The organism is Proteus columbae (assembly GCF_009914335.1).
Taxonomy (GTDB): Bacteria; Pseudomonadota; Gammaproteobacteria; order Enterobacterales; family Enterobacteriaceae; genus Proteus.
Window position 1 is genome coordinate 3,920,653 of the sequence record NZ_CP043925.1, and the last position, 19,645, is coordinate 3,940,297.

Sequence of the window (19,645 nt, forward strand, 5' to 3'; positions counted from 1 at the left end):
TATTACTTATTTTTATCTACTGACAATTAATGAGAGGCTTTTTCTAACTCAGCAATTGCTTTGGCAAAATTAGGTAGATGTGCTTTATGTGCTAATAACATTTCACGCGTAAGTACTTCTGCATCTTTATCTGAAAGTACTAACGGTGTTAAGTTCATCGCTAATAAAGCATCATTTAATTCGCCACTAATAGCCGCTTTGCTGGCCGCGATTTCAAAGGCTTTGATGGTATGAATTAATCCCATCACTTTTTCATCAAAATATGTTAAACGAGGATGAGGTTTAGCGCCATCACGCCCTAAAATAGCAGTCACTTCAATTGACCAATCTGCTGGAATATTATCGATATGACCATGATGTGGAATATTCACATAATGCTCAGCTTGTTTATCATTATAAATAGCATTAATCACTTCACAGGCTGCATCAGAATAATAAGCACCACCACGTAATTCCAACTCTTTCGGTTTGATATTTAAATCAGGATCTTTATACAATTCAAACAATTGTTTTTCGACTTTTTGTACTACTTTAGCGCGAGCACCGCCTTTATAGTATTCACCCATTTCAATAGCTAACATCTCTTTTTGCTTGAAGTAATACAGCAAATAAGAGCACGGCAGCATATTAAGAGAGCGGATCAAGCCTTCACTAAATGGTAGGTCAAAAATATTTTTCACAGAGCCCGCGGTTAATGTTCCTGAAGCCACGCCATCTAATAATTCAGGGAAGCGAGACTGACCATTTACAATAACGTCTTTAATAAACACCATATGATTTAAGCCAAATAAATCAATGGAGAGTTCATCTTTATCCGTCAGGTTAAGAACATCTGTAATAAACATCTTCATACCGATTGGAATATTACAAACCCCAATAAACTTCTTAAAATTGGTATGGCGATAAACGGCTTCTGTCACCATACCAGCTGGATTCGTAAAGTTGATGATCCACGCATTAGGGCAAATCTCTTCAACATCCTTAATAATATCGAAAATAACAGGGATAGTGCGTAAACCTTTAAATAGCCCACCAGCACCATTGGTTTCTTGCCCTAAATAACCATGACTTAAAGGAATTGATTCATCAAGCTCTCTTGCTTTCAATTGACCAACACGCAATTGTGTCGTGACAAAATCAGCGTCTTTTAATGCTTCACGGCGATTAAGTGTTTTATAAATGGTTAAAGGAATATCCGCCTTTTTTACCATGCGTTGGCAAAGCTCAAAAATAATATCAAGCTTCTCTTGCCCTTCTTCAACATCCACTAACCATAATTCAGTGATTGGTAGTTCATGATAACGCTTAATAAAACCTTCTAATAATTCAGGCGTATAACTGCTTCCACCACCAATGGTAACTACTTTTAATTTATGACTCATAAAATACTCCCATACAGCGTAATAGTGCTGTTATTTGTGTATTAATGGCGAAATTAAGGCGTAAAGAGCCATGAAGAAAATAAGCTTATTTTCTTCTTTCTCTCTATTTTCGATAAAATTAATCTTTATTGTTGATTAATTTCTTACGCTTAATAATGAATTAGTTTGTTTCTTTAATGCTGTATAAATTTTTTCGATAACTATTTGGAGTCAGCGAAGTTATTTTCTTAAATGTCTTAATAAATAAACTTGGGCTGCTGTAACCTGCATCAAAAGCAATATCTGTTATCGAATAGTTTGTAATTTCCAATTGTTTTTTCGCAAAATTAATTCGAATATCATGAATAATTTGCATGGGTGTTTTATCGTAATAACGCCGAGTTGCTCGGGTTAAATATTCTTGTGATTTCCCTGATAACATCACCATATTCACCAATGCATTTTCACCAAATTTTTGTTTGTCATGCATCTCGCTTACAGTGTCTTTTAGCCATAAGGGAATATCGCCTTGTGTTCTATTTTCTCGATGGTGTCGTAATCTATTCACCACATTAAAGGTGATAATTTCAATAAACTCATTAAATTCGGTATGGCGGAAATTCAGTGAGCCAACAACCGATTCAATATAGGAAAGAAACTCATTTTTTAATTCATAAACTTGTGAGGCAACAAAATAAGAAGGCAGTAACGAGAGATAATGTTTATCAAAAAAGGCTTTGCTAATACCCACATTGAGAATACGAGTTACACCAAATTCATAAAAACTTTGATGATGAGAACCAATGGGAATAAAAACAAAATCACCACGTTCGAGTAAAATCTTTTTACCATTTATCTCTTGATAATAGCGCCCTGTTAATACAATGGTGAATTCATAATAGTCATGCTGATGCAATCCACTAACACTTTCTGTTTTATTATAAATAAAGACATGAAAGTTTTTGCCATTAAATAGCTGATCTTCATAGACCATGCGTATTTCGCTTTGCGCTCTCAATGACTCCACCACGGTATTCATCTTATTTTATCTTCTCATGTAACTCGATTAATTCTGTCACCAACTCTCTGGCTAACATTGATGTCATTAAATGATCTTGCGCGTGAACTAATACCAAGCTGACTTTCGTTTTTCCTACACCTTGGTCATCACCAATTAAACGAGTCTGTATTTTATGTGCTTCATTTAATGCTTCGCGAGATTGTTCCATTAATTTTCTAGCGCCATCAAAATCACCTTCTTTGGCTTTTTTTAACGCGCCATAAGCCACACTACGAGCTTGGCCTGAGTTAATAATAAGCCCCATAATGATCTCTTCAAATTCATCATCGGTTGCACTGCTATCAACAGCATTTTCAATATCTAACATCATATTTCCTCTTTGACACTGCAAGTGCAGAGAAGCCTCTGCACTTGTGTTTTCTATCACTTAAAATTTCAACGCATTGGCAATATCTTCTTCACTTTCTTCTTTTTCAATTTCAGTTTGCGCTTTATTTGAAATAATCACGAAAGGAAGATAAATCAGTGTGGCAACACCCAAGTTAAACAGTGCTAATAACAGTGCCGCAATACTACCGTTGGTATTAAAGAAAGCACCTAGTCCGGTTGGCATTGTCCACGGCGCAATATTTGTCACTGGTGGGATTATCCCTAAGTAATAAGCCGTCACCGTAATCGCAGCAAGAATAGGCTGAATAAGAATAAATGGAATAAACATCACTGGGTTCATAATCACAGGCAAACCAAAAATAATCGGTTCGTTAATTTGGAATAAACCTGCTGGTAATGCCAGTTTTGCCACTTGGCGATGATCGGCACGACGAGATGCGATAAAGATAGCCAGAATAAGTCCCAGTGTTGCCCCTGTACCGCCTAAGAAGATAAAGGAGTCTAACATTGGTTTTGCCCAGAGGTGGAACGTCTTACCCGCTGCCAGTGCCGCTTCCACTGAACCGTATTCGGTGTAAATTGACACGTTCTCTAACGCCCAAGGCGTCATAATGCCACTATCAAGTGCAGCAAGAGCGAGTGATCCATGAATACCAAAGAACCACAGTAGAGAAGTAAAGATAACGTAAGCCCAACCAACCACAGAGCCCATTGATGCTAATGGTGTGGAGATAGAATCTAAAATAATTTGATGGAAGTTCGTTTCATACGTCGCTAATCCCCACGAAACAATCCCCATGACTGATAAAATAATAAAGCCTGGAATTAATGCGGAGAATGAACGTGAAACAGACGCGGGTACGCTATCTGGTAAACGGATTACCCAGTTACGACGCACAATAAAGGTAAACATTTCAGCCACAACAAGACCAATAATGATACCTGAAATAATATTTGCCCCACCTAACCAATTAGCGCCGACTGCATAAGCACCACCTGCGTTATAAGGTGTTACTGTCATAAAGGCTGCAATGGAAAGTAAACCTGCTGCAATCGGGTCAACTTTACGCTCTTCTGCTAATGCCATTCCGATAAAGAACGGTGCCATCAACGACATTATACCCAATGTACCATTATAGACATTCCCACCTATGGCTTTAAAACCATTGAGTGTTTCTATTGTTGATGCATCAAGGCGGATACCTAAAGAATAAAAGAAGGAGCCATCACCAAAACTAAGAAAAACGTTATTGATAAGTACAAACATTGCCCCTGCAAGGGTTAATGGCATTAAACGAATAAAGCCATTTTTAATCGCATTAACGTGAGGTTGCTTTCCAATTTTAACCGCAAAAGGAAGGAGTACCTTTTCAAGTGAACCAATAAACTTACTCATAGAAAAATACCCTTAAAATGCCGCTAATTGCTCGGCTTGCTGAAAAATTCGCTCTTTGACTGGAATAGAAATAATAAAAAAATAAAAAATAGAATTAATTTGTTGTTGCAGATGCTTTTTTAATAGAGGCGACAGCGGCTTTTAACACACCTAAGCCATCTACTTTTCCGTATAACAAAGAATCGATCACTTCGACCGGTTTATTAGGGAGTAATTTTTGGATATCAGGCAGCATCCAGCTAATTTGTGGACCAAGTAAAATCAGATCCGCATCCTGTCCTTTTTGTGCTGCTAAGGTTTCAGGAAATGCTTCAATGACCACAGGCACCTCATATTTTTCTGCTTGTGCTCGCATTTTGGTCACGAGAAGAGATGTTGACATGCCAGCAGAACAAAATAAGTAAATATATTTCTTTTGCATAAAACCCTCTTGAGTTGGCAACGATTTACCCTAGAGATAACAAGGCTTTCTCTTGTGCATTCATTACTGTGTCAGTACAGAAACCGAAGTAAGATTAAAATAAGGATTGTTTCTGCTTGAATGAAGTATACGCAATGATACTGGATAACGATATTTCTTATAGGTTCAGAATTGTCTCTCCTTGACCTACTCTTTTGACACTCTTCACAAATTGAGCAAATAATCTTAAGAGTTCTTTCACGTCACGAAATTTGTCTTTCTGATTAACACCTATGACTACCCGTAAAATTTCGCCATTTTAGTCAAGTTAATTCTTTATTATTATGAGAATGTGAATTAGTATCATTACTCTTTATATTTTTGATGGTATTATCGTCTTCTTTGTGGATCAATATTTAGGCCACTGCTGTAAAGATCCGTGTTATTTCGTGTTGCAACAATATGGGAAAGAGAATGTTTAAAAAGTCATTAAGCCCACTGTTCTTACTGCTTTCTTCACTTGTTATCGCAGGTTGTGATAACGCTCAAGACACATCAACAACACAATCAGCAGAGAAACAAACTCTCACGATTGAACATTTCCAAGGGACAACTGAAATCCCTGCACACCCACAAAAAGTGGTTGTGATGAATATGGAAACCCTCGATATTATTGATGCATTAGGTGTTTCTATTGTTGGTCTTCCACAAACGAATGTTCATTTACCAAAATTCTTAGAGAAGTACACCAATCCGAACGATTACATCAATGAAGGTGCCTTATTTGAGCCAAACTATGAAAAGCTCAGCACAACAGCGCCTGATTTGATTTTAAGTGGTAGCCGTGCGCGTGATGCATATCCTAAATTAAGTGAAATTGCACCTGCGATTTCAATGGATATCGATCCTAAGCGTTTCGTTGAAAGCCTTGCTGAACGCACAACCACATTAGGCCAGATTTTTGGTAAAGAAGAGCAAGCTAAAAAATTATTGGCTGATTTCAATAGCAAAATTGCTACCGTAAAATCAAAAACCCCAGATGCGGGTAAAGCAATGGTGGTTTTAGTCAGTGGCGGTAAAATTTCAGCTTATGGGCCAGGCTCTCGCTTTGGCTTTATCTATGATGTATTAGGTTTTGAACCCGCTTATGTTTTTGATAGCCCAGGCTCACACGGCAACATCGTTAACTCTGAATTACTGTTAAAACTTAACCCAGATTGGCTGTTTGTCATTGACCGTGATGCAGCAATTGGTCGTGAAGATTCACAACCCGCTCAACAAGTTCTCGATAACGCACTGGTAAGAAAAGTAAATGCTTGGAACAAAGACCAAGTTATCTATCTTGATTCAAGCTCTATTTACATTTCAGGCGGGATCCAAACTTACTCTCGCTTAATGGATACCATTAATCAGGCGTTGGATCAGAAAAAATAAAATAATCGAATGAAAACGTTCCATTTATCATTGGGGATAGGGATTGTTGCTATCCTCTCAATGATCAGTCTATTTATCGGCGCAGGAGATATTACTCCTGCTTCGCTTTTTTCTGATCCCGATATGCGCGATATCTTCTTTATCAGCCGTGTACCAAGAACCCTATCATTATTACTCGCCGGTGGTGCCATTAGTGTTGCAGGTTTAATCATGCAACTACTCACTCAAAACCGCTTTGTTGAACCTTCTCTCGCAGGAACAACACAATCTGCAAGTCTTGGCTTATTAGTTGTCATGTTGCTCTTTCCAGCCGCTGGCATCTTTACCAAAATGATGGTTGCAACTGTTTTTGCCCTTCTTGGTACTTTGTTATTTATGTTGCTTTTGCAAAGGATCACCTTAAAAACAACACTAATAGTACCTTTAGTGGGCATTATGCTCAGTGCAGTTATTGGCGCACTCACTATCTTCTTAGCGGTATATTTCGATTTACTGCAATCATTAGATGCATGGACAAGTGGCGATTTCTCAAGTGTGTTACAAGGCCGTTATGAGCTGTTATGGCTTGTCGGTGCGCTAGCAATCATGGCGTGTTGGGTGGCTGATAGCTTTACTGTTGCCGGAATGGGGCGTGAATTTTCCATTAACGTGGGACTCAATTACCGCAAAGTGATGATCATTGGGTTATCCATTATTGCACTGATTAGTGGTGTTGTGGTTTCCGTTGTCGGCGCATTACCTTTCCTCGGCTTAATTGTGCCCAATCTGGTAAGCTTAGTAATGGGCGATAACATCCGCAAAACCATTCCTTGGGTTTGCTTGAGTGGTGGTGCAATTGTTTTACTGTGTGATGTGATTGGTCGCCTTATTCGCTACCCATTTGAAATTCCTGCCAGCGTTATTTTAGGCGCAGTGGGTGCCATTATTTTCCTTTTCTTAATATTAAAGCAGCAACGTTATGCAAAAAGTTAATTCATCCATAATTAGCAAATGTACTGGCGCTGTCGAACATAAGAAAACGCGCCTCTCACCTATGTCTCGTATTTGGTTATTATTAGGGGCATCGTTATTATCCATTGTGTTATTTATGACGATAAACCTAAACGGCAATATCTCTTATATTCTGACTCACCGTGCTTATATTGTACTTACAATGATTGTGGTAGCGTTTGCCGCTGGTGTTTCCACGATATTGTTTCAAACCATCGCGAATAACCGTATTTTGACACCCTCACTTATGGGGTTAGAAGCTCTGTTTGTATTACTACAAACTGTGTTTATTTTCTTTGAAGGGGATATGCCTGCCTCGTGGATGTTGAACCTATCAAAGTTCTTCTTAGAATCGACATTGCTGGTGCTATTTTCTGTTGTGCTCTATCGTTGGTTGTTTAGTTCGGTACGCTTTAACATTAACTTAGTCCTGATGATCGGGATTATTTTAGGCACTTTATTTCGTAGTTCAGCTACGCTATTACAACGTTTGATGGATCCCAATGAATTTTCCGTCTTACAAAGTCGTATGTTTGCCACTTTCACCCGTGCAACGCCTGATCTTATCTTTTGTGCTTTAGCCATGATTGTGGTTGTCGGTGTTTTACTTTGGCGTATGCGTTATAGCTTTGATGTCATGGCATTAGGACAAGCCAATGCCATTAACCTCGGTATTAATTACCGCAAACAAACCACTTATATTCTGTTACTGATTTCTGTTCTAGTGGCCGTATCAACGGCGTTAGTGGGTCCGTTAACCTTCTTAGGGTTAATTGTCGCTAACCTCGCTTATCATATCAGTGGCAGTAGCCAGCACCGTTTCTTGATGCCCGTAGCCTTCCTACTGGGTACTATTGCCTTAATCGGTGGGCAACTGGTTTTAGAATATGGCTTAAAAATGACAGGAACACTTTCTGTTGTGATTGAGTTTGTTGGTGGGATGTTCTTTATCTATTTGGTGTTAAGAAGACTTTAATATGATTGAAATCAGCAAAATATCAAAACGTTATCAAGACACAACCGTTCTCGATAATATTACAACAACAATTCAACGTGGCGGTATTACTTCGATCATAGGCCCTAATGGCGCAGGTAAATCCACACTACTTTCTGTTATTGGACGTCTATTACTTCCTGAAAGTGGCATGGTGAGCGTTAATGGTATGGATGTTGCTGCAACTGATAGTGATGTTCTTGCTAGAAATCTTTCAATACTGCGCCAAGAAAACCAGTTTGTTAGCCGTTTAACCGTAGAAGAATTAGTTGGCTTTGGTCGCTATCCTTACAGCAAAGGTCGTTTAACGCTCGATGATAAAAAAGTCATTGATGAGTCATTAGACTTTTTAAATTTGACTGAATTTCGTCACCGTTATCTAGATGAATTATCGGGTGGGCAACGTCAACGTACCTATGTTGCGATGGTGCTATGCCAAGACACAGAATATGTCATGCTTGATGAACCACTGAATAATCTTGATATGAAGCATGCGGTAATCATGATGAAACTTCTGCGAAAAGCAGCAGATGAGTTAGGAAAAACCATTATTATCGTTATTCATGATATCAATTTTGCTTCTGTTTATTCTGACTATATTTTAGCCATGCGTAACGGACAACTGTATTATCACGGCTCACCAAAAGAGATCATGAAAGCAGAGATTATCGAAGATATTTTCGATACACCCGTTAACGTTAAAGAGCTAGATAATAAGCTAATTGCTATGTATTACTAATTCCATTTAGCCCTATTATCTTCAATAAAAAGCATGTTGTTCTTCTTATTAACAACATGCTTTTTTATTGCCTTTTCCCTTGCTGAAGTAACTCTGAATCAATATCTTCAAAGATAGATTGCCATTCGTTATCATCAATATCCATTAATCCAAAATAGCGCAGTAAAAAAGCGCCTTCTGTCGCTAAAAATGCCAATCTTGCCCGTTTTCCAGCTTCTGTTGTCATATCTACACCTGCTAATCGTTGCTGATACCACTCTTTTGTACTTTGTAGATATTCAGGCGTTTGCAGCAATGCTGCCATCAAACTCGCTCCTTTAGCAAAAGAGACTTTGTCATGATTATGAGTGGCATGAATATGTGCAGTGACTCGATTTTCAGGTGAGTTATCGTTTTCAACGATCTCTTTAAATTTAGTTTCGTAGCTTCCTTCCCAATGCTCAAACATCGCATCAATCATTGCTTCTTTGCTGCTAAAACAGTATTGAACGCCCCCTTTTGAGATCCCCATTTTTTTGGCAACAGTATCAATCGTTAATGCTGCCGCTCCTTGCTCCATGACAATGTCGAAGATAGCTTCTAACAGTTTTTCTCTATCAATGGTTCTTTGACGTCCCATAAAAAACCTCTTTTCAATACGGTTGTATGGATTTATATTATAGCCGCTAGTAAAAATAATACTCATAAAATAACCGAGATTTATATGCTCAAAGATTATAAACGTTGGATAGTATTACTTTTGGTATCTAGCATGCTGTTTCTCATTGTTGTTGATGTAACGGTGCTTTATACCGCATTACCGCGTTTAACTTATGATTTAAACGCGAGTGCTTCAGAAAAACTTTGGATAATGAATGCTTATCCATTAATTGTTGCTGGATTATTACCCGCAGCAGGTATGCTAACCGATAGAATTGGTCATAAGACGCTGTTTATCTGTGGTCTTCCTCTTTTTGCGATTGCCTCTCTATGTGCTGCTTTCTCACCGACAGCAACCACTTTAATTGCTTCTCGAGGTTTTTTAGCCGTGGGTGCCGCAATGAGTATGCCTGCAACACTATCAATCGTACGCCAAGTTTTTAGCGATCCACAAGAGCGAGCTATTGCGATTGGCATTTGGTCTGCAGTTGCTTCTGGCGGAGCTGCTTTAGGGCCTTTAATTGGTGGCATGTTACTTGAACATTTTTGGTGGGGTTCTGTCTTTTTAATTAACGTCCCTATTGTGCTTATTGTCTTGCCGTTCTCTATGTGGCTTATTCCTAAGTTTTCGGGATATGGTGATCATAAAATTGATTATTTAAGTTCAGTACTCATTTTAGTGGGGTTGATCAGTGCTATTTATGCCTTAAAAGAGATAGGAAAACCTTATACACAGTGGAATGAAGCGACGATTGTCGCCATTATTGCCGTAGTTTTCCTCACTCTATTTACTCTACGCCAACGTAAACAGATTCACCCGATGATTGACTTTAGGTTATTTAAAAACCGCTTTTTTAGTATCGGTATTTTAATGGCCGTACTTTCTATGGTGATCATTGTAGGCATTGAATTATTGCTTAGCCAGCGTTTACAGCTTGTTGCGGGGTTTACTCCACTGAATGCAGCGCTAGTCATTTTACCTATTCCTATTGGCTCTGTACTTGCTTCTCCCTTGGCAGGTTATTTCTTGGTTCGTTTAGGTGAAGTTCGCTTAATTATTGCCGGATTTATGCTTACTTTGGTGGGAAATCTGTGGTTAATTGCTGTTTATCAAACAACATCTCCAATGGTGTTAATCGGTAGCTTATTCTTAATCGGCTTTGGTTTAGGCATTATCTTTACCACGGCATCTACGTCAATTATGTTGAGTGTTGCAGATAGGCAAGCGGGAATGGCGGCATCAATTGAAGATGTAGCTTATGAGCTCGGTAGTGTAATTGGTGTGACATTTATGGGCAGTTTGATGAGTACAGTGTACACCTTAAAACTGATATTACCTGACTCATTAACAATTGATAATGCGGTATATGACAGTTTAGATGAAGCTCTTATTGTGGCAGAAAAATTGCCAAATGACATGGCTTCTCTCGTGATATCTCAAGCAAATACCGCCTTTGAAAATGCCTTTTTTGTCGTGCTAACCGCGACCGCAATTATTACGGCACTTAGCTTAGTGGTTCTACCTTATTGTTTACGGAATGAGGTGCGAAAGTAAAATTGTTTTGATAATAGCTATTTGCACATTTTTGTAGAAATTAAAAAAACAAAAGGAGAGCTTAAGCTCTCCTTTTTGGTATTTATCTACGACAACAATATGTTGAAGGATTAGCCACTGCCTAATCGACTGATATTTGCTCTTTACAAGCTGACCTCAGCCAGGTGCTTACGCGGATCCCATCTGGATTTTAAGAGCGAGAAGACTTAAGCACACTCTGTAACATTTTTATATCTTTTTATCTTGATATTATCAAGACTTTTGATTTTATCGTCTCATTGAGCTAAATAGGCAAATAGCATGTATGACTGCATTAGGATATTGTAGTGCCATAATCTTTCTTGCTGTAGTTAATGTTGTTCCTGTAGCCATAAGATCATCAACAAGTAGTATTCTTATTCGCTCAGGGGATGATGATACTTGCTCATTTAAAATAAATGGTGGAAATATATCTCGAAATTTAGTCGGAATTCCTTTTAGTGAAAAATCACCATTAATTCCAACTTCTCTTGCTTGTATTTTAATTTTAAAATCAAGACTCTTAGTTTCTTTAACACTAATATTCGCGTTATCAAGAAGTTGGAAAGCATTATTAACTGTTATTTTTCTTAGAATATTAGATAAATGTAACGCATTAAATTTTTTTGCCGACCGTTTTGCTATGATATAACTAATATTATGAGCTGATGGCATTGATATTATTAATTGATACCCTTGAGATTCGAGCTCCATAAATTTTGCGCAAATAATTTTAAAACTATTATTAAGTTTTTTTATACTCGAAATATTTGTATATAAGCCATTTTTTCTTTTTAATGCATAAATTAAAGGACAGTTATCTCCTAGGTGACGTTATTTTCTGTCACGACTTTGTTTACCTGAAAGAAATTGTCGTTTAAAAATTGCATAAATTTTTAAACCATTCGAATATTCAATAGTTGGATTTCCTTTAGATTGAGTTGTTAACCAATCAGAGCAATCATGATCCACAATAACACATTGTTCTTTAAGAATTAATCCCACTAACATATCTCTATACCAAAAGAGAGCAAAGTATAACAGAGATAAAATAATAGGACTATCTTCTAAAGAAGATATTTATTAAGAAGACTATCTCTACTTATTTAAATAAAATTAACATCTAACTTAAAATAAGAGTATATCTATTTTTAAACTCAAAAATTATCTAAATTATCCATATTTAATTTAATTAGAGAATTATTTTATTATTCATATTAAAACCGATCAATATCCAGTGCATCCATACTAAAATGCGAAGGTGATTGTCCCATCTGCTTTTTAAACATGGTTGAGAATGAACCAGCACTGTTATAGCCCAAATCAAAGGCAATTTCAGTAATTCCCCGTCCTGATAAGATTTGTGTTAATGAATTTAATAAGCAGACTTGTTGTCGCCATTGTGAAAATGACATTCCTGTTTGCTGACGAAAAAATCGGCTAAAAGAGCGCTCACTTTTATGTAATTTATCTGCCCACTGTTGCGGTAAAGAATCTATTTTAGGATTACGGATAAAATCACGGCATAATTTAGCTAATTTACTGTTTTGTGGAATAGGCGCAAAAAACGGTAATGGTTTTGCTTTCGCTAATTCACATAGGATTAACTGCATTAAAAGACCATCTCGCCCTTTTTTGTCATATTCCGCAGGTACATCAACAGCTTCAAGTAACAACTGACGAAAGAGAGGAGAAACACTTAACACTTCACACTGTTTACTGTGACGAGGAGCAGCTGAAGGCTCGATATACAAGCTTCGTGTACTCACATCTAACATACGAGTTTCATGCCCTGTTTCTGGCGGTATCCATACGCCACAAGACGGTGGAATAACCCACTCACCATCATCGGTACTCACTTCAATTAAGCCTGTGGCAGGATATAAAAATTGAGCTCGACGATGTTGATGCGTTTCTAACAACGTATTAGGCAGATAGTCTGTACCTAGCGCAATAACATCTCGGTCAAGTGAATCAACGCTTTTTAAAGGTACATTTCTCACAATTTGAACCACTCTCTTTTTATTTTCGTCCTTTTAATATAGCAGTTATCCCACACTCTACACACTGGCAAATAATAACCTATATAATTAAAAACGTTATATATTTAAATATATAACTAAAATACCTTATGCGAAATTTCAACCTTCTTGATATCTATTTAACAAACCCTATTAACAATCAAAAAACGAGCTTTTAACACCTCTCGTAAATAGGCTGAAATTCAAATGTCATTGTCTGGTTTTAGAATGTTGGCAAAAGATTAATCAACTACTATCCCTCTCGCAGAGGTTGTTTCGAGCATTCTGCAATTATCTATGCATTCAATAATAATGCAGCGGATACCAGACATTCCCTTTATTCATAGCCTAGAAAAATCACGCACATTCTTTATATCAAGTATCGGGTATATCGGGATCCGCCTATTATGTTTAAGGTAGAGTTCATTATGAGCAATCAGTCCGATCACGATAGTGATACAAAGAGCATTCTCAACGATGTTAGCCGCCGTCACTTTATTCAAGCGAGCTCAGCATTAGTCACCCTTCCTTTTCTCGCATCAAACTCTTTTGCTGCGACAACAGATAACGCTATCCCAGTAAAATCAATAACAACCGAAGATGGAGAGCGTGTTGTTTCAACCTGTAGTAGCTTTGACTGTGGAGGTAAATGTGACATTCGTGCTCATGTAAAAGATGGTAAAGTCACCCGTATTAGCACACGCCCAGATGCTGATTTAGATGAAGAGATGCCCATTATGCGCGCCTGTGTGCGAGGTCGTGGTTATCGTAAATTTGTCTATCACCCAGACCGTTTAAAATACCCAATGAAACGCGTTGGAAAACGTGGCGAAGGCAAATTTGAGCGCATCAGTTGGGAAGAAGCCACCACGCTTATCGCACAAAATATGCAACGCATTAACCAGCAATATGGTCCAGCGTCTCGCTTTGTGAGTTTAAGTACAGGCGTTACTGGCGGTATTTTCTCAGGTGCGAATATGTTACGTCGCCTGTTTAATATCACTGGCGGTTTTCTGGAAAACTATCACTCTGTCAGTAACGGTAATACCCTTGCGGTCACGCCTTATACATACGGTACCGCAGCCAGTGGCAGTACATTAGATACGTTAGAAAATACCCCTCTCGTGATTTTATGGGGTCATAATCCTAACGAAACTATTTTTGGTCATTCAAACCATTTTTTCCAAAAAATGAAGAAAAACGGCACTAAATTTATTGTCGTTGACCCTCGTTATTCTGATACCGCCTCTTCTTTAGCTGATCAGTGGATCCCTTTATTACCCACGACAGATAACGCGATGATGGATGCGATGATGTATGTCATCGTCAGCGAAAACCTGCATGACCAAGCCTTTATTGATAAATACACAATCGGCTTTGATGAGCACCAAATGCCAGAAGGTGTGGGTGAAAATGAGTCTTTAGTTGCCTATTTAATGGGTAAAAAAGATGGCATTAAGAAAACCCCTGAATGGGCTGAAACCATCACTAAAGTACCTGCCGATACTATTAAACAATTAGCTCGTGAATACGCATCGACAAAACCGGCTGCATTAATGCAAGGCTGGGGTCCTCAACGTCATATTTGTGGTGAACGGACGGCGCGTGGCGCTACTTTACTCGCTACTATCACGGGGAATGTGGGAGTGCGAGGTGGTTGGGCTGCGGGTTATGGCATGGCATTAAATTCTGAACTGCGTAAAACCATCGCAGGACCAAGCCTATTAACCAACCCAGTAAAAGCGAAAATCAATATCACCAACTGGGTGCAAGCGTGTGAAGATAAAAGTTTAGTCACACCACAAAATGGGTTACTGAATGCAGAGAAACTTGATACTGAAATCAAGATGATTTTCTCAATGGCCGGTAACTACATGACAAATCAAAATACCGATATTCTTCATGCTGCGAAAGTACTTGAAGATGAATCGAAAGTCGAGTTTATCGTCTGTAGTGATCTCTATCTTACGCCAAGTGCAAAATACGCCGATATTTTACTACCAGAAACCAGCTTCCTAGAACGTTGGAACATCGGTGGTACATGGAGTTATGGCGACTACATTATTCTTTCTGAAAAAGTGATTGAACCTGAGTTTGAGCGTCGTACTGACTACGATTGGTTACGTGAAGTTGCCGATAAATTGGGCGTGGGCGAACAATTTAGCGAAGGTAAAGAGACCGATCGCGATTGGATTGAATATTTAGTCAATGATGCAAGTGCTAAACGTCCTGAAGACGGTATTCCAACCTTTAAAGAGCTATTGGTTAAACGTCGTCATCTATTAAAACATCGTCCTCATACTCAAAATGTGGCGTTTGAGAAAAATATCCAAGATATCGAGAATAATCCATTCCCAACGCCATCAGGCAAAATTGAGATTTTCTCTAAGCGTTTATATGACATGAATAATGTCGATATTCCTGCACTCTCTCATTATGTACCCGCAATTGAAGGTCCCGAAGATACGCTAACGGATAAATTCCCTCTGCAACTTATCACATGGAAAGGGCGTAACCGCGCAAACTCAACGCAATTTGCCAATCCTTGGTTGCAAGAAGTCCAACGCCAAGAACTGTGGATTAATCCGTTAGATGCCCAAGATAGAAACATCAAAGAGGGCGAGAAAGTCAAAGTGTATAACGATCGTGGGGTAACGATGATTCCCGTCAAGTTAACACAACGAATTATGCCTGGTGTTGTCGCCTTGCAAGCAGGTGCTTGGTGGCAACCTGATGCAAAAGGCATAGATCAAGGTGGATGTGCCAACGTATTAACATCATCTCGTAGCACCGCAATGGCACACGGCAATGCTCACCAAACATTATTGGTCGAGGTAGCAAAAGCATGAGTAAATTTATCGTTTATCCCGCAGTGAGTAGTAAACAGTTAGGATTTTATATCGACAGCGCTCGCTGTTCAGGTTGTAAAGCGTGTCAGGTTGCGTGCAAAGATAAAAATAACCTCGATGTCGGACGCAAATTTCGTCGTGTCTATGAAATTACGGGTGGCGGGTATACCCGAAATCCTAAAGGCGCACTGATTAATAATGTCTTTGCTTACACCTTATCTATCTCTTGTAACCATTGTGACGATCCTATTTGTGTTAAAAATTGCCCAACCACAGCAATGCATAAGCGTGAAGGTGATGGCATTGTGATGGTAGATACAGACAAATGTGTCGGTTGTGGTGCTTGTGCGTGGTCTTGCCCTTATGGCGCACCACAAATGAACCCAGAAACCAAACAGATGTCAAAATGCGATTTTTGCATCGATTTACAGCAAAAAGGTGAACAACCAGTTTGTGTCGCTACTTGTCCGTTAGGTGCAATCCAATTTGGCCCTATTGATGAACTACGTGAACGCTATGGCGATTTAGATTATGTCACGGGTTTACCTTCCCCTGAAATAACGCATCCAAACCTTGTTATTAACCCACATCAGGGTGCCAATAATGACGGAATTAATAATAAGGGAGAAAGAAAATGAATGAATGGTCATTATTAATCTTCACATTTATGATGAATGCGGCCATTGGTCTTGCGCTAATAACAGGGCTTTTTACTCGCCGCCTTTCTCATTATCTCAATGCAGAAAGCTACTATCGCTTTATGCTATTGGCCTTATTTGTTATTTGTGGACTAGCAGGTTTAGGCTCTATTGCCTCAATCACTCACTTAGGTGTGCTATTAAATGCCCCAAATGCGATTAGAAATGTTTTTTCCGCTTGGCTAAGTCGTGAAGTTGCTATCACAGCTATTTTTGTCGGTTGTCTAGGCTTAACCTTTTTATGGCTCTGGCGCACTCGCAAACTCTCAATGCTGTTATTAAGTACCAGTATTCTGATTGGGTTATTTGATATTTATTGCATGGCATCAATTTATCGCCACACCTCCATTTTGACATGGATGGATAACAATACGTATGTGATGTTCTTCGGGGCAATGTTAACGCTAGGTGCTGCAATTTTCTTTTTATTGTTCAAAATAGTGCAACGTGTCGGAAATAAGCTAGGTATTGAAATACCACAAACCTCTTTCCCAATGCGTTGGAAATGGCAACTATGGGGAATAATGGCAGTTAGCTTAATGGGTCGATTATTGTATCAACCTTTTTATGAGCAATATTTAACTAGCACTCTATATAGCCAAAAATCGGTGACATTCCCGTTATCACCTATTCAAGTCTATTACTCCATTGGTTCGTTACGGACTACATGCTGGATCTTAGCAACCTTTGCAGTATTGGCTTGTGGTTATAGTTTAGTGAAATTCCTAACCCCTAAAAATCAAGAGAAATCCACTGAGTCTATTTTTGCACTTGGCTGTGTTATCGCAATTATCGCTGACTTTATGTTGCGCTATGTTTTCTACTCAATTCACTAATTGCCATTGAGTATGTCGTTTAAATAATAAAAAAAACAAACCTCATTAATCGGGGTTTGTTTAAGGAAATATCAAAATTATGAGCAGACTCTCTTATTATGCGGCTGCATTTAATTTATTGGGAATTTGTTATTTGTTCCCACCTGATGATGACACCAATAAAACTGCACTCAACTTTTTTAAAACTGGGGATTTTGTAGCACAGTGGCCTTGTAAAATTGAAAACCGCCTGTGTGAACGTTTAATTGATTCTGTGTCTATCGATACAGAGCAATTAAAAAACCAATGGCAAAATCTTTTTGTTGGCCCTAATGCGTTGCCTGCACCCCCTTGGGGTTCGGTCTATTTAGATCCTGAAGGCTTATTACAAGGGGATTCTACCCTTGCGCTGAGTGAATTTTTAAAACGGGAACGCTTAAAAGTAAACACGCCTTTTCCAGAGCCTGTTGATCATATCGGTTTGATGTTATTTCAAGCGGCAGTATTGGCATCAGAAAAAAGAGAAGACGCGGTTAATGAATTATTTTCCCTTCATTTAACGACATGGCTACCTCACTATTTAAATAAATTAAAAATGAGTGGGTATAGCCAATTTTATAGCACATTAACAGAACTGGTAACCATCACGGTGAACGCATTCAGAAAATAGAAATTTATTAACAATTTATCATCCTAACATAATTATTTAAGGTAATTTGGACCACGCACCCAAATTACCTTTTTTCATTTAGAACATCCCTTTTAAAATTATGATAATTTTAATCCCAAGCGTTTTGTTAAACGACGTAGGTTAGCTGGATCAAGTGATAATTCTCGCGCGGTTGCCGCCCAATTTTGGTTATTACGTAGCAATGCTTGTTTGATTAAGTCTCGCTGAAATTCGTCCGTTGCTTCTTTTAGATTTTTTTCTTCTGAAGGTAACGTTTGAGAACCAGAGTGAACTGGATTTTCAGCCCCTAAAGCAAAATGGCTCACTTGTAAAATAAGGCTATCAGTTTTATTTCCCGCTCTGGCTAAAACAATCGCTCGATGAATGGTGTGTTCTAATTCTCGCACATTACCTGGCCAAGAATAGTGTAATAAATAAAGGCGTAATTCTGGGCTAATAATCACTTGAGTAAGATTAAAACGTTGACGATATTGTTCACAAAAATAACCTACTAATAGCAGAATATCTTCGTCTCTTTCTCGTAATGGAGGCACATGCAGAGGGAAAATACTTAAACGATGAAATAAATCAGCACGGAAATTCCCCGCTAATACTTCTTCCCATAAATCACGATTTGTTGCTGCTAATACACGCACATTAACGCGTAAATTACGATCATCACCAATACGTTGAATATCACCATATTGTAAGACACGCAGTAATTTGGCTTGCAGTGATAATGATAACTCCCCTATTTCATCAAGAAATAACGTTCCGTTATCTGCCATTTCAAATTTACCACTACGATGACTAATTGCTCCTGTAAAAGCCCCTTTCACATGACCAAATAATTCACTTTCCGCCACGCTCTCAGGCAGTGCGGCGCAATTTAAATAGACTAACGGATTATCTGCACGATTAGACATTTCATGAATGGCTTTTACCACCAGCTCTTTACCCGTTCCCGTTTCGCCACTCACTAAAATATTCATATCTGCGGGTGCAACAATTTCTATCTCTTTTTTCAGTTGCATCATTGAAGGCGATAAACCAATAATTTCTGTTTTTACTGTGGGCTTAAACGTATTGGTTGGCGTAAATAACATATTTTGATTTTCAAGTTGCTCAATCAATAATGCATTATTTAATGCCCCTGCGGTTAATGCAGCAATTAAACGTAATTCTTCATCACTAAAGGTATCAAACTGATGAGGATCCATTCCATCAAGCGTTAACGTACCAATTAAGTCTTGTCCCGCAAATAACGGCAATCCCACACAAGCATGCACTTTTAAATGCTCTCTATCCGGAATAAGCCCATCATAAGGATCGGGTAAATCACTATCCGCAGGAAAACGAACAACATCCCCAGCACGCGCAATAGTTTCAAGGCGTGGATGCCCTTCAAGTAAAAAGCGCCGCCCTAATACATCAGGCACAAGACCATCTATCGCCAATGGAATAAACTGATGAGGCTCATAACGAAGCAGAGCGGCCGCATCGCAATTTAGCACTTGCCGAAGCGTGGTCACAAGGCGTTGAAACCTATCTTGATGACCCACATCTTTTTGTAATTCAATGGCAATTTTAGCCAGCACATCAACAGAAAAGCCCATAAAAACACCTCATAGTCATTATGACTGTTATTATGGTCA

17 protein-coding genes and 1 pseudogene are annotated in these 19,645 nt (G+C 38.6%); 9 read left to right on the forward strand and 9 right to left on the reverse strand.

The window, feature by feature from the left end; translation table 11 throughout:
* Positions 1-26: 26 nt before the first annotated feature.
* The 5 genes from F1325_RS18245 to F1325_RS18265 form a co-directional block, all read right to left on the reverse strand.
* Positions 27-1,382 (reverse strand): 6-phospho-beta-glucosidase, encoded by a 1,356-nt coding sequence (locus tag F1325_RS18245; RefSeq protein WP_109373741.1) that lies wholly within the window; start codon positions 1,380-1,382, stop codon positions 27-29.
* A gap of 160 nt (positions 1,383-1,542) precedes the next feature.
* Positions 1,543-2,400: a transcriptional regulator ChbR gene (chbR, locus tag F1325_RS18250; RefSeq protein WP_160230803.1), complete on the reverse strand. Its 858-nt coding sequence runs from the start codon at positions 2,398-2,400 to the stop codon at positions 1,543-1,545.
* A 1-nt stretch (position 2,401) separates the two neighbouring features.
* Complete coding sequence (gene chbA, locus F1325_RS18255; protein WP_088494268.1) at positions 2,402-2,749, reverse strand: PTS N,N'-diacetylchitobiose transporter subunit IIA; 348 nt, start codon at positions 2,747-2,749, stop codon at positions 2,402-2,404.
* Between the two features lie 60 nt (positions 2,750-2,809).
* On the reverse strand, positions 2,810-4,168 hold the full coding sequence (gene chbC, locus F1325_RS18260; protein ID WP_023583173.1) for a PTS N,N'-diacetylchitobiose transporter subunit IIC: 1,359 nt from the start codon (positions 4,166-4,168) through the stop codon (positions 2,810-2,812).
* A 94-nt stretch (positions 4,169-4,262) separates the two neighbouring features.
* On the reverse strand, positions 4,263-4,589 hold the full coding sequence (locus tag F1325_RS18265) for a PTS sugar transporter subunit IIB (protein WP_069369489.1): 327 nt from the start codon (positions 4,587-4,589) through the stop codon (positions 4,263-4,265).
* Between the two features lie 453 nt (positions 4,590-5,042).
* On the opposite strand from F1325_RS18265, the gene F1325_RS18270 reads away from it, so the two are divergent.
* From F1325_RS18270 to F1325_RS18285, 4 genes are read left to right on the forward strand one after another with little or no spacing between them, the layout of a single operon-like run.
* Entirely contained in the window at positions 5,043-6,002 is a 960-nt protein-coding gene (locus tag F1325_RS18270) for a siderophore ABC transporter substrate-binding protein (RefSeq protein WP_109373743.1), read from the forward strand.
* A gap of 9 nt (positions 6,003-6,011) precedes the next feature.
* A complete protein-coding gene (locus F1325_RS18275) occupies positions 6,012-6,974 on the forward strand; it encodes an ABC transporter permease (protein WP_160230804.1) in 963 nt (320 codons plus the stop codon).
* Positions 6,961-7,968: an iron chelate uptake ABC transporter family permease subunit gene (locus tag F1325_RS18280; RefSeq protein ID WP_109373745.1), complete on the forward strand. Its 1,008-nt coding sequence runs from the start codon at positions 6,961-6,963 to the stop codon at positions 7,966-7,968. Before F1325_RS18275 ends, F1325_RS18280 begins: the two co-directional genes overlap by 14 nt.
* A 1-nt stretch (position 7,969) precedes the next feature.
* On the forward strand, positions 7,970-8,725 hold the full coding sequence (locus F1325_RS18285) for an iron ABC transporter ATP-binding protein (protein ID WP_109373746.1): 756 nt from the start codon (positions 7,970-7,972) through the stop codon (positions 8,723-8,725).
* Between the two features lie 64 nt (positions 8,726-8,789).
* Here F1325_RS18285 and F1325_RS18290 read toward each other — a convergent pair whose 3' ends face one another.
* On the reverse strand, positions 8,790-9,344 hold the full coding sequence (locus F1325_RS18290) for a TetR/AcrR family transcriptional regulator (RefSeq protein WP_109373747.1): 555 nt from the start codon (positions 9,342-9,344) through the stop codon (positions 8,790-8,792).
* Positions 9,345-9,428: 84 nt separating this feature from the next.
* Between F1325_RS18290 and F1325_RS18295 the strand changes: the two genes are divergently transcribed.
* Positions 9,429-10,919 carry an MFS transporter gene (locus tag F1325_RS18295; RefSeq protein ID WP_160230805.1) on the forward strand — a complete coding sequence of 497 codons (1,491 nt, stop codon included), beginning with the start codon at positions 9,429-9,431 and terminating at the stop codon, positions 10,917-10,919.
* A 267-nt stretch (positions 10,920-11,186) separates the two neighbouring features.
* Here the strand turns inward: F1325_RS18295 and F1325_RS18300 are convergent.
* Positions 11,187-11,942: pseudogene (locus F1325_RS18300) on the reverse strand (hypothetical protein).
* A gap of 212 nt (positions 11,943-12,154) precedes the next feature.
* A complete protein-coding gene (locus F1325_RS18305; RefSeq protein WP_109373769.1) occupies positions 12,155-12,940 on the reverse strand; it encodes an AraC family transcriptional regulator in 786 nt (261 codons plus the stop codon).
* Positions 12,941-13,386: 446 nt separating this feature from the next.
* On the opposite strand from F1325_RS18305, the gene F1325_RS18310 reads away from it, so the two are divergent.
* The 4 genes from F1325_RS18310 to F1325_RS18325 all read left to right on the forward strand — a co-directional run bounded on the left by F1325_RS18310 (position 13,387) and on the right by F1325_RS18325 (position 17,990).
* Positions 13,387-15,807, forward strand: a complete 2,421-nt coding sequence (locus F1325_RS18310) for a DMSO/selenate family reductase complex A subunit (RefSeq protein ID WP_160230806.1) — start codon at positions 13,387-13,389, stop codon at positions 15,805-15,807.
* Positions 15,804-16,445: a DMSO/selenate family reductase complex B subunit gene (locus tag F1325_RS18315; RefSeq protein WP_109406736.1), complete on the forward strand. Its 642-nt coding sequence runs from the start codon at positions 15,804-15,806 to the stop codon at positions 16,443-16,445. Before F1325_RS18310 ends, F1325_RS18315 begins: the two co-directional genes overlap by 4 nt.
* Positions 16,442-17,341 carry a dimethyl sulfoxide reductase anchor subunit family protein gene (locus F1325_RS18320; RefSeq protein WP_160230807.1) on the forward strand — a complete coding sequence of 300 codons (900 nt, stop codon included), beginning with the start codon at positions 16,442-16,444 and terminating at the stop codon, positions 17,339-17,341. The genes F1325_RS18315 and F1325_RS18320 overlap by 4 nt, the downstream gene beginning before the upstream one ends.
* A gap of 79 nt (positions 17,342-17,420) precedes the next feature.
* Positions 17,421-17,990 (forward strand): molecular chaperone TorD family protein, encoded by a 570-nt coding sequence (locus F1325_RS18325; protein WP_109373751.1) that lies wholly within the window; start codon positions 17,421-17,423, stop codon positions 17,988-17,990.
* 98 nt (positions 17,991-18,088) lie between these two features.
* Here the strand turns inward: F1325_RS18325 and norR are convergent, their stop codons facing one another.
* Entirely contained in the window at positions 18,089-19,606 is a 1,518-nt protein-coding gene (norR, locus tag F1325_RS18330; RefSeq protein ID WP_109373752.1) for a nitric oxide reductase transcriptional regulator NorR, read from the reverse strand.
* Positions 19,607-19,645: the final 39 nt, after the last annotated feature.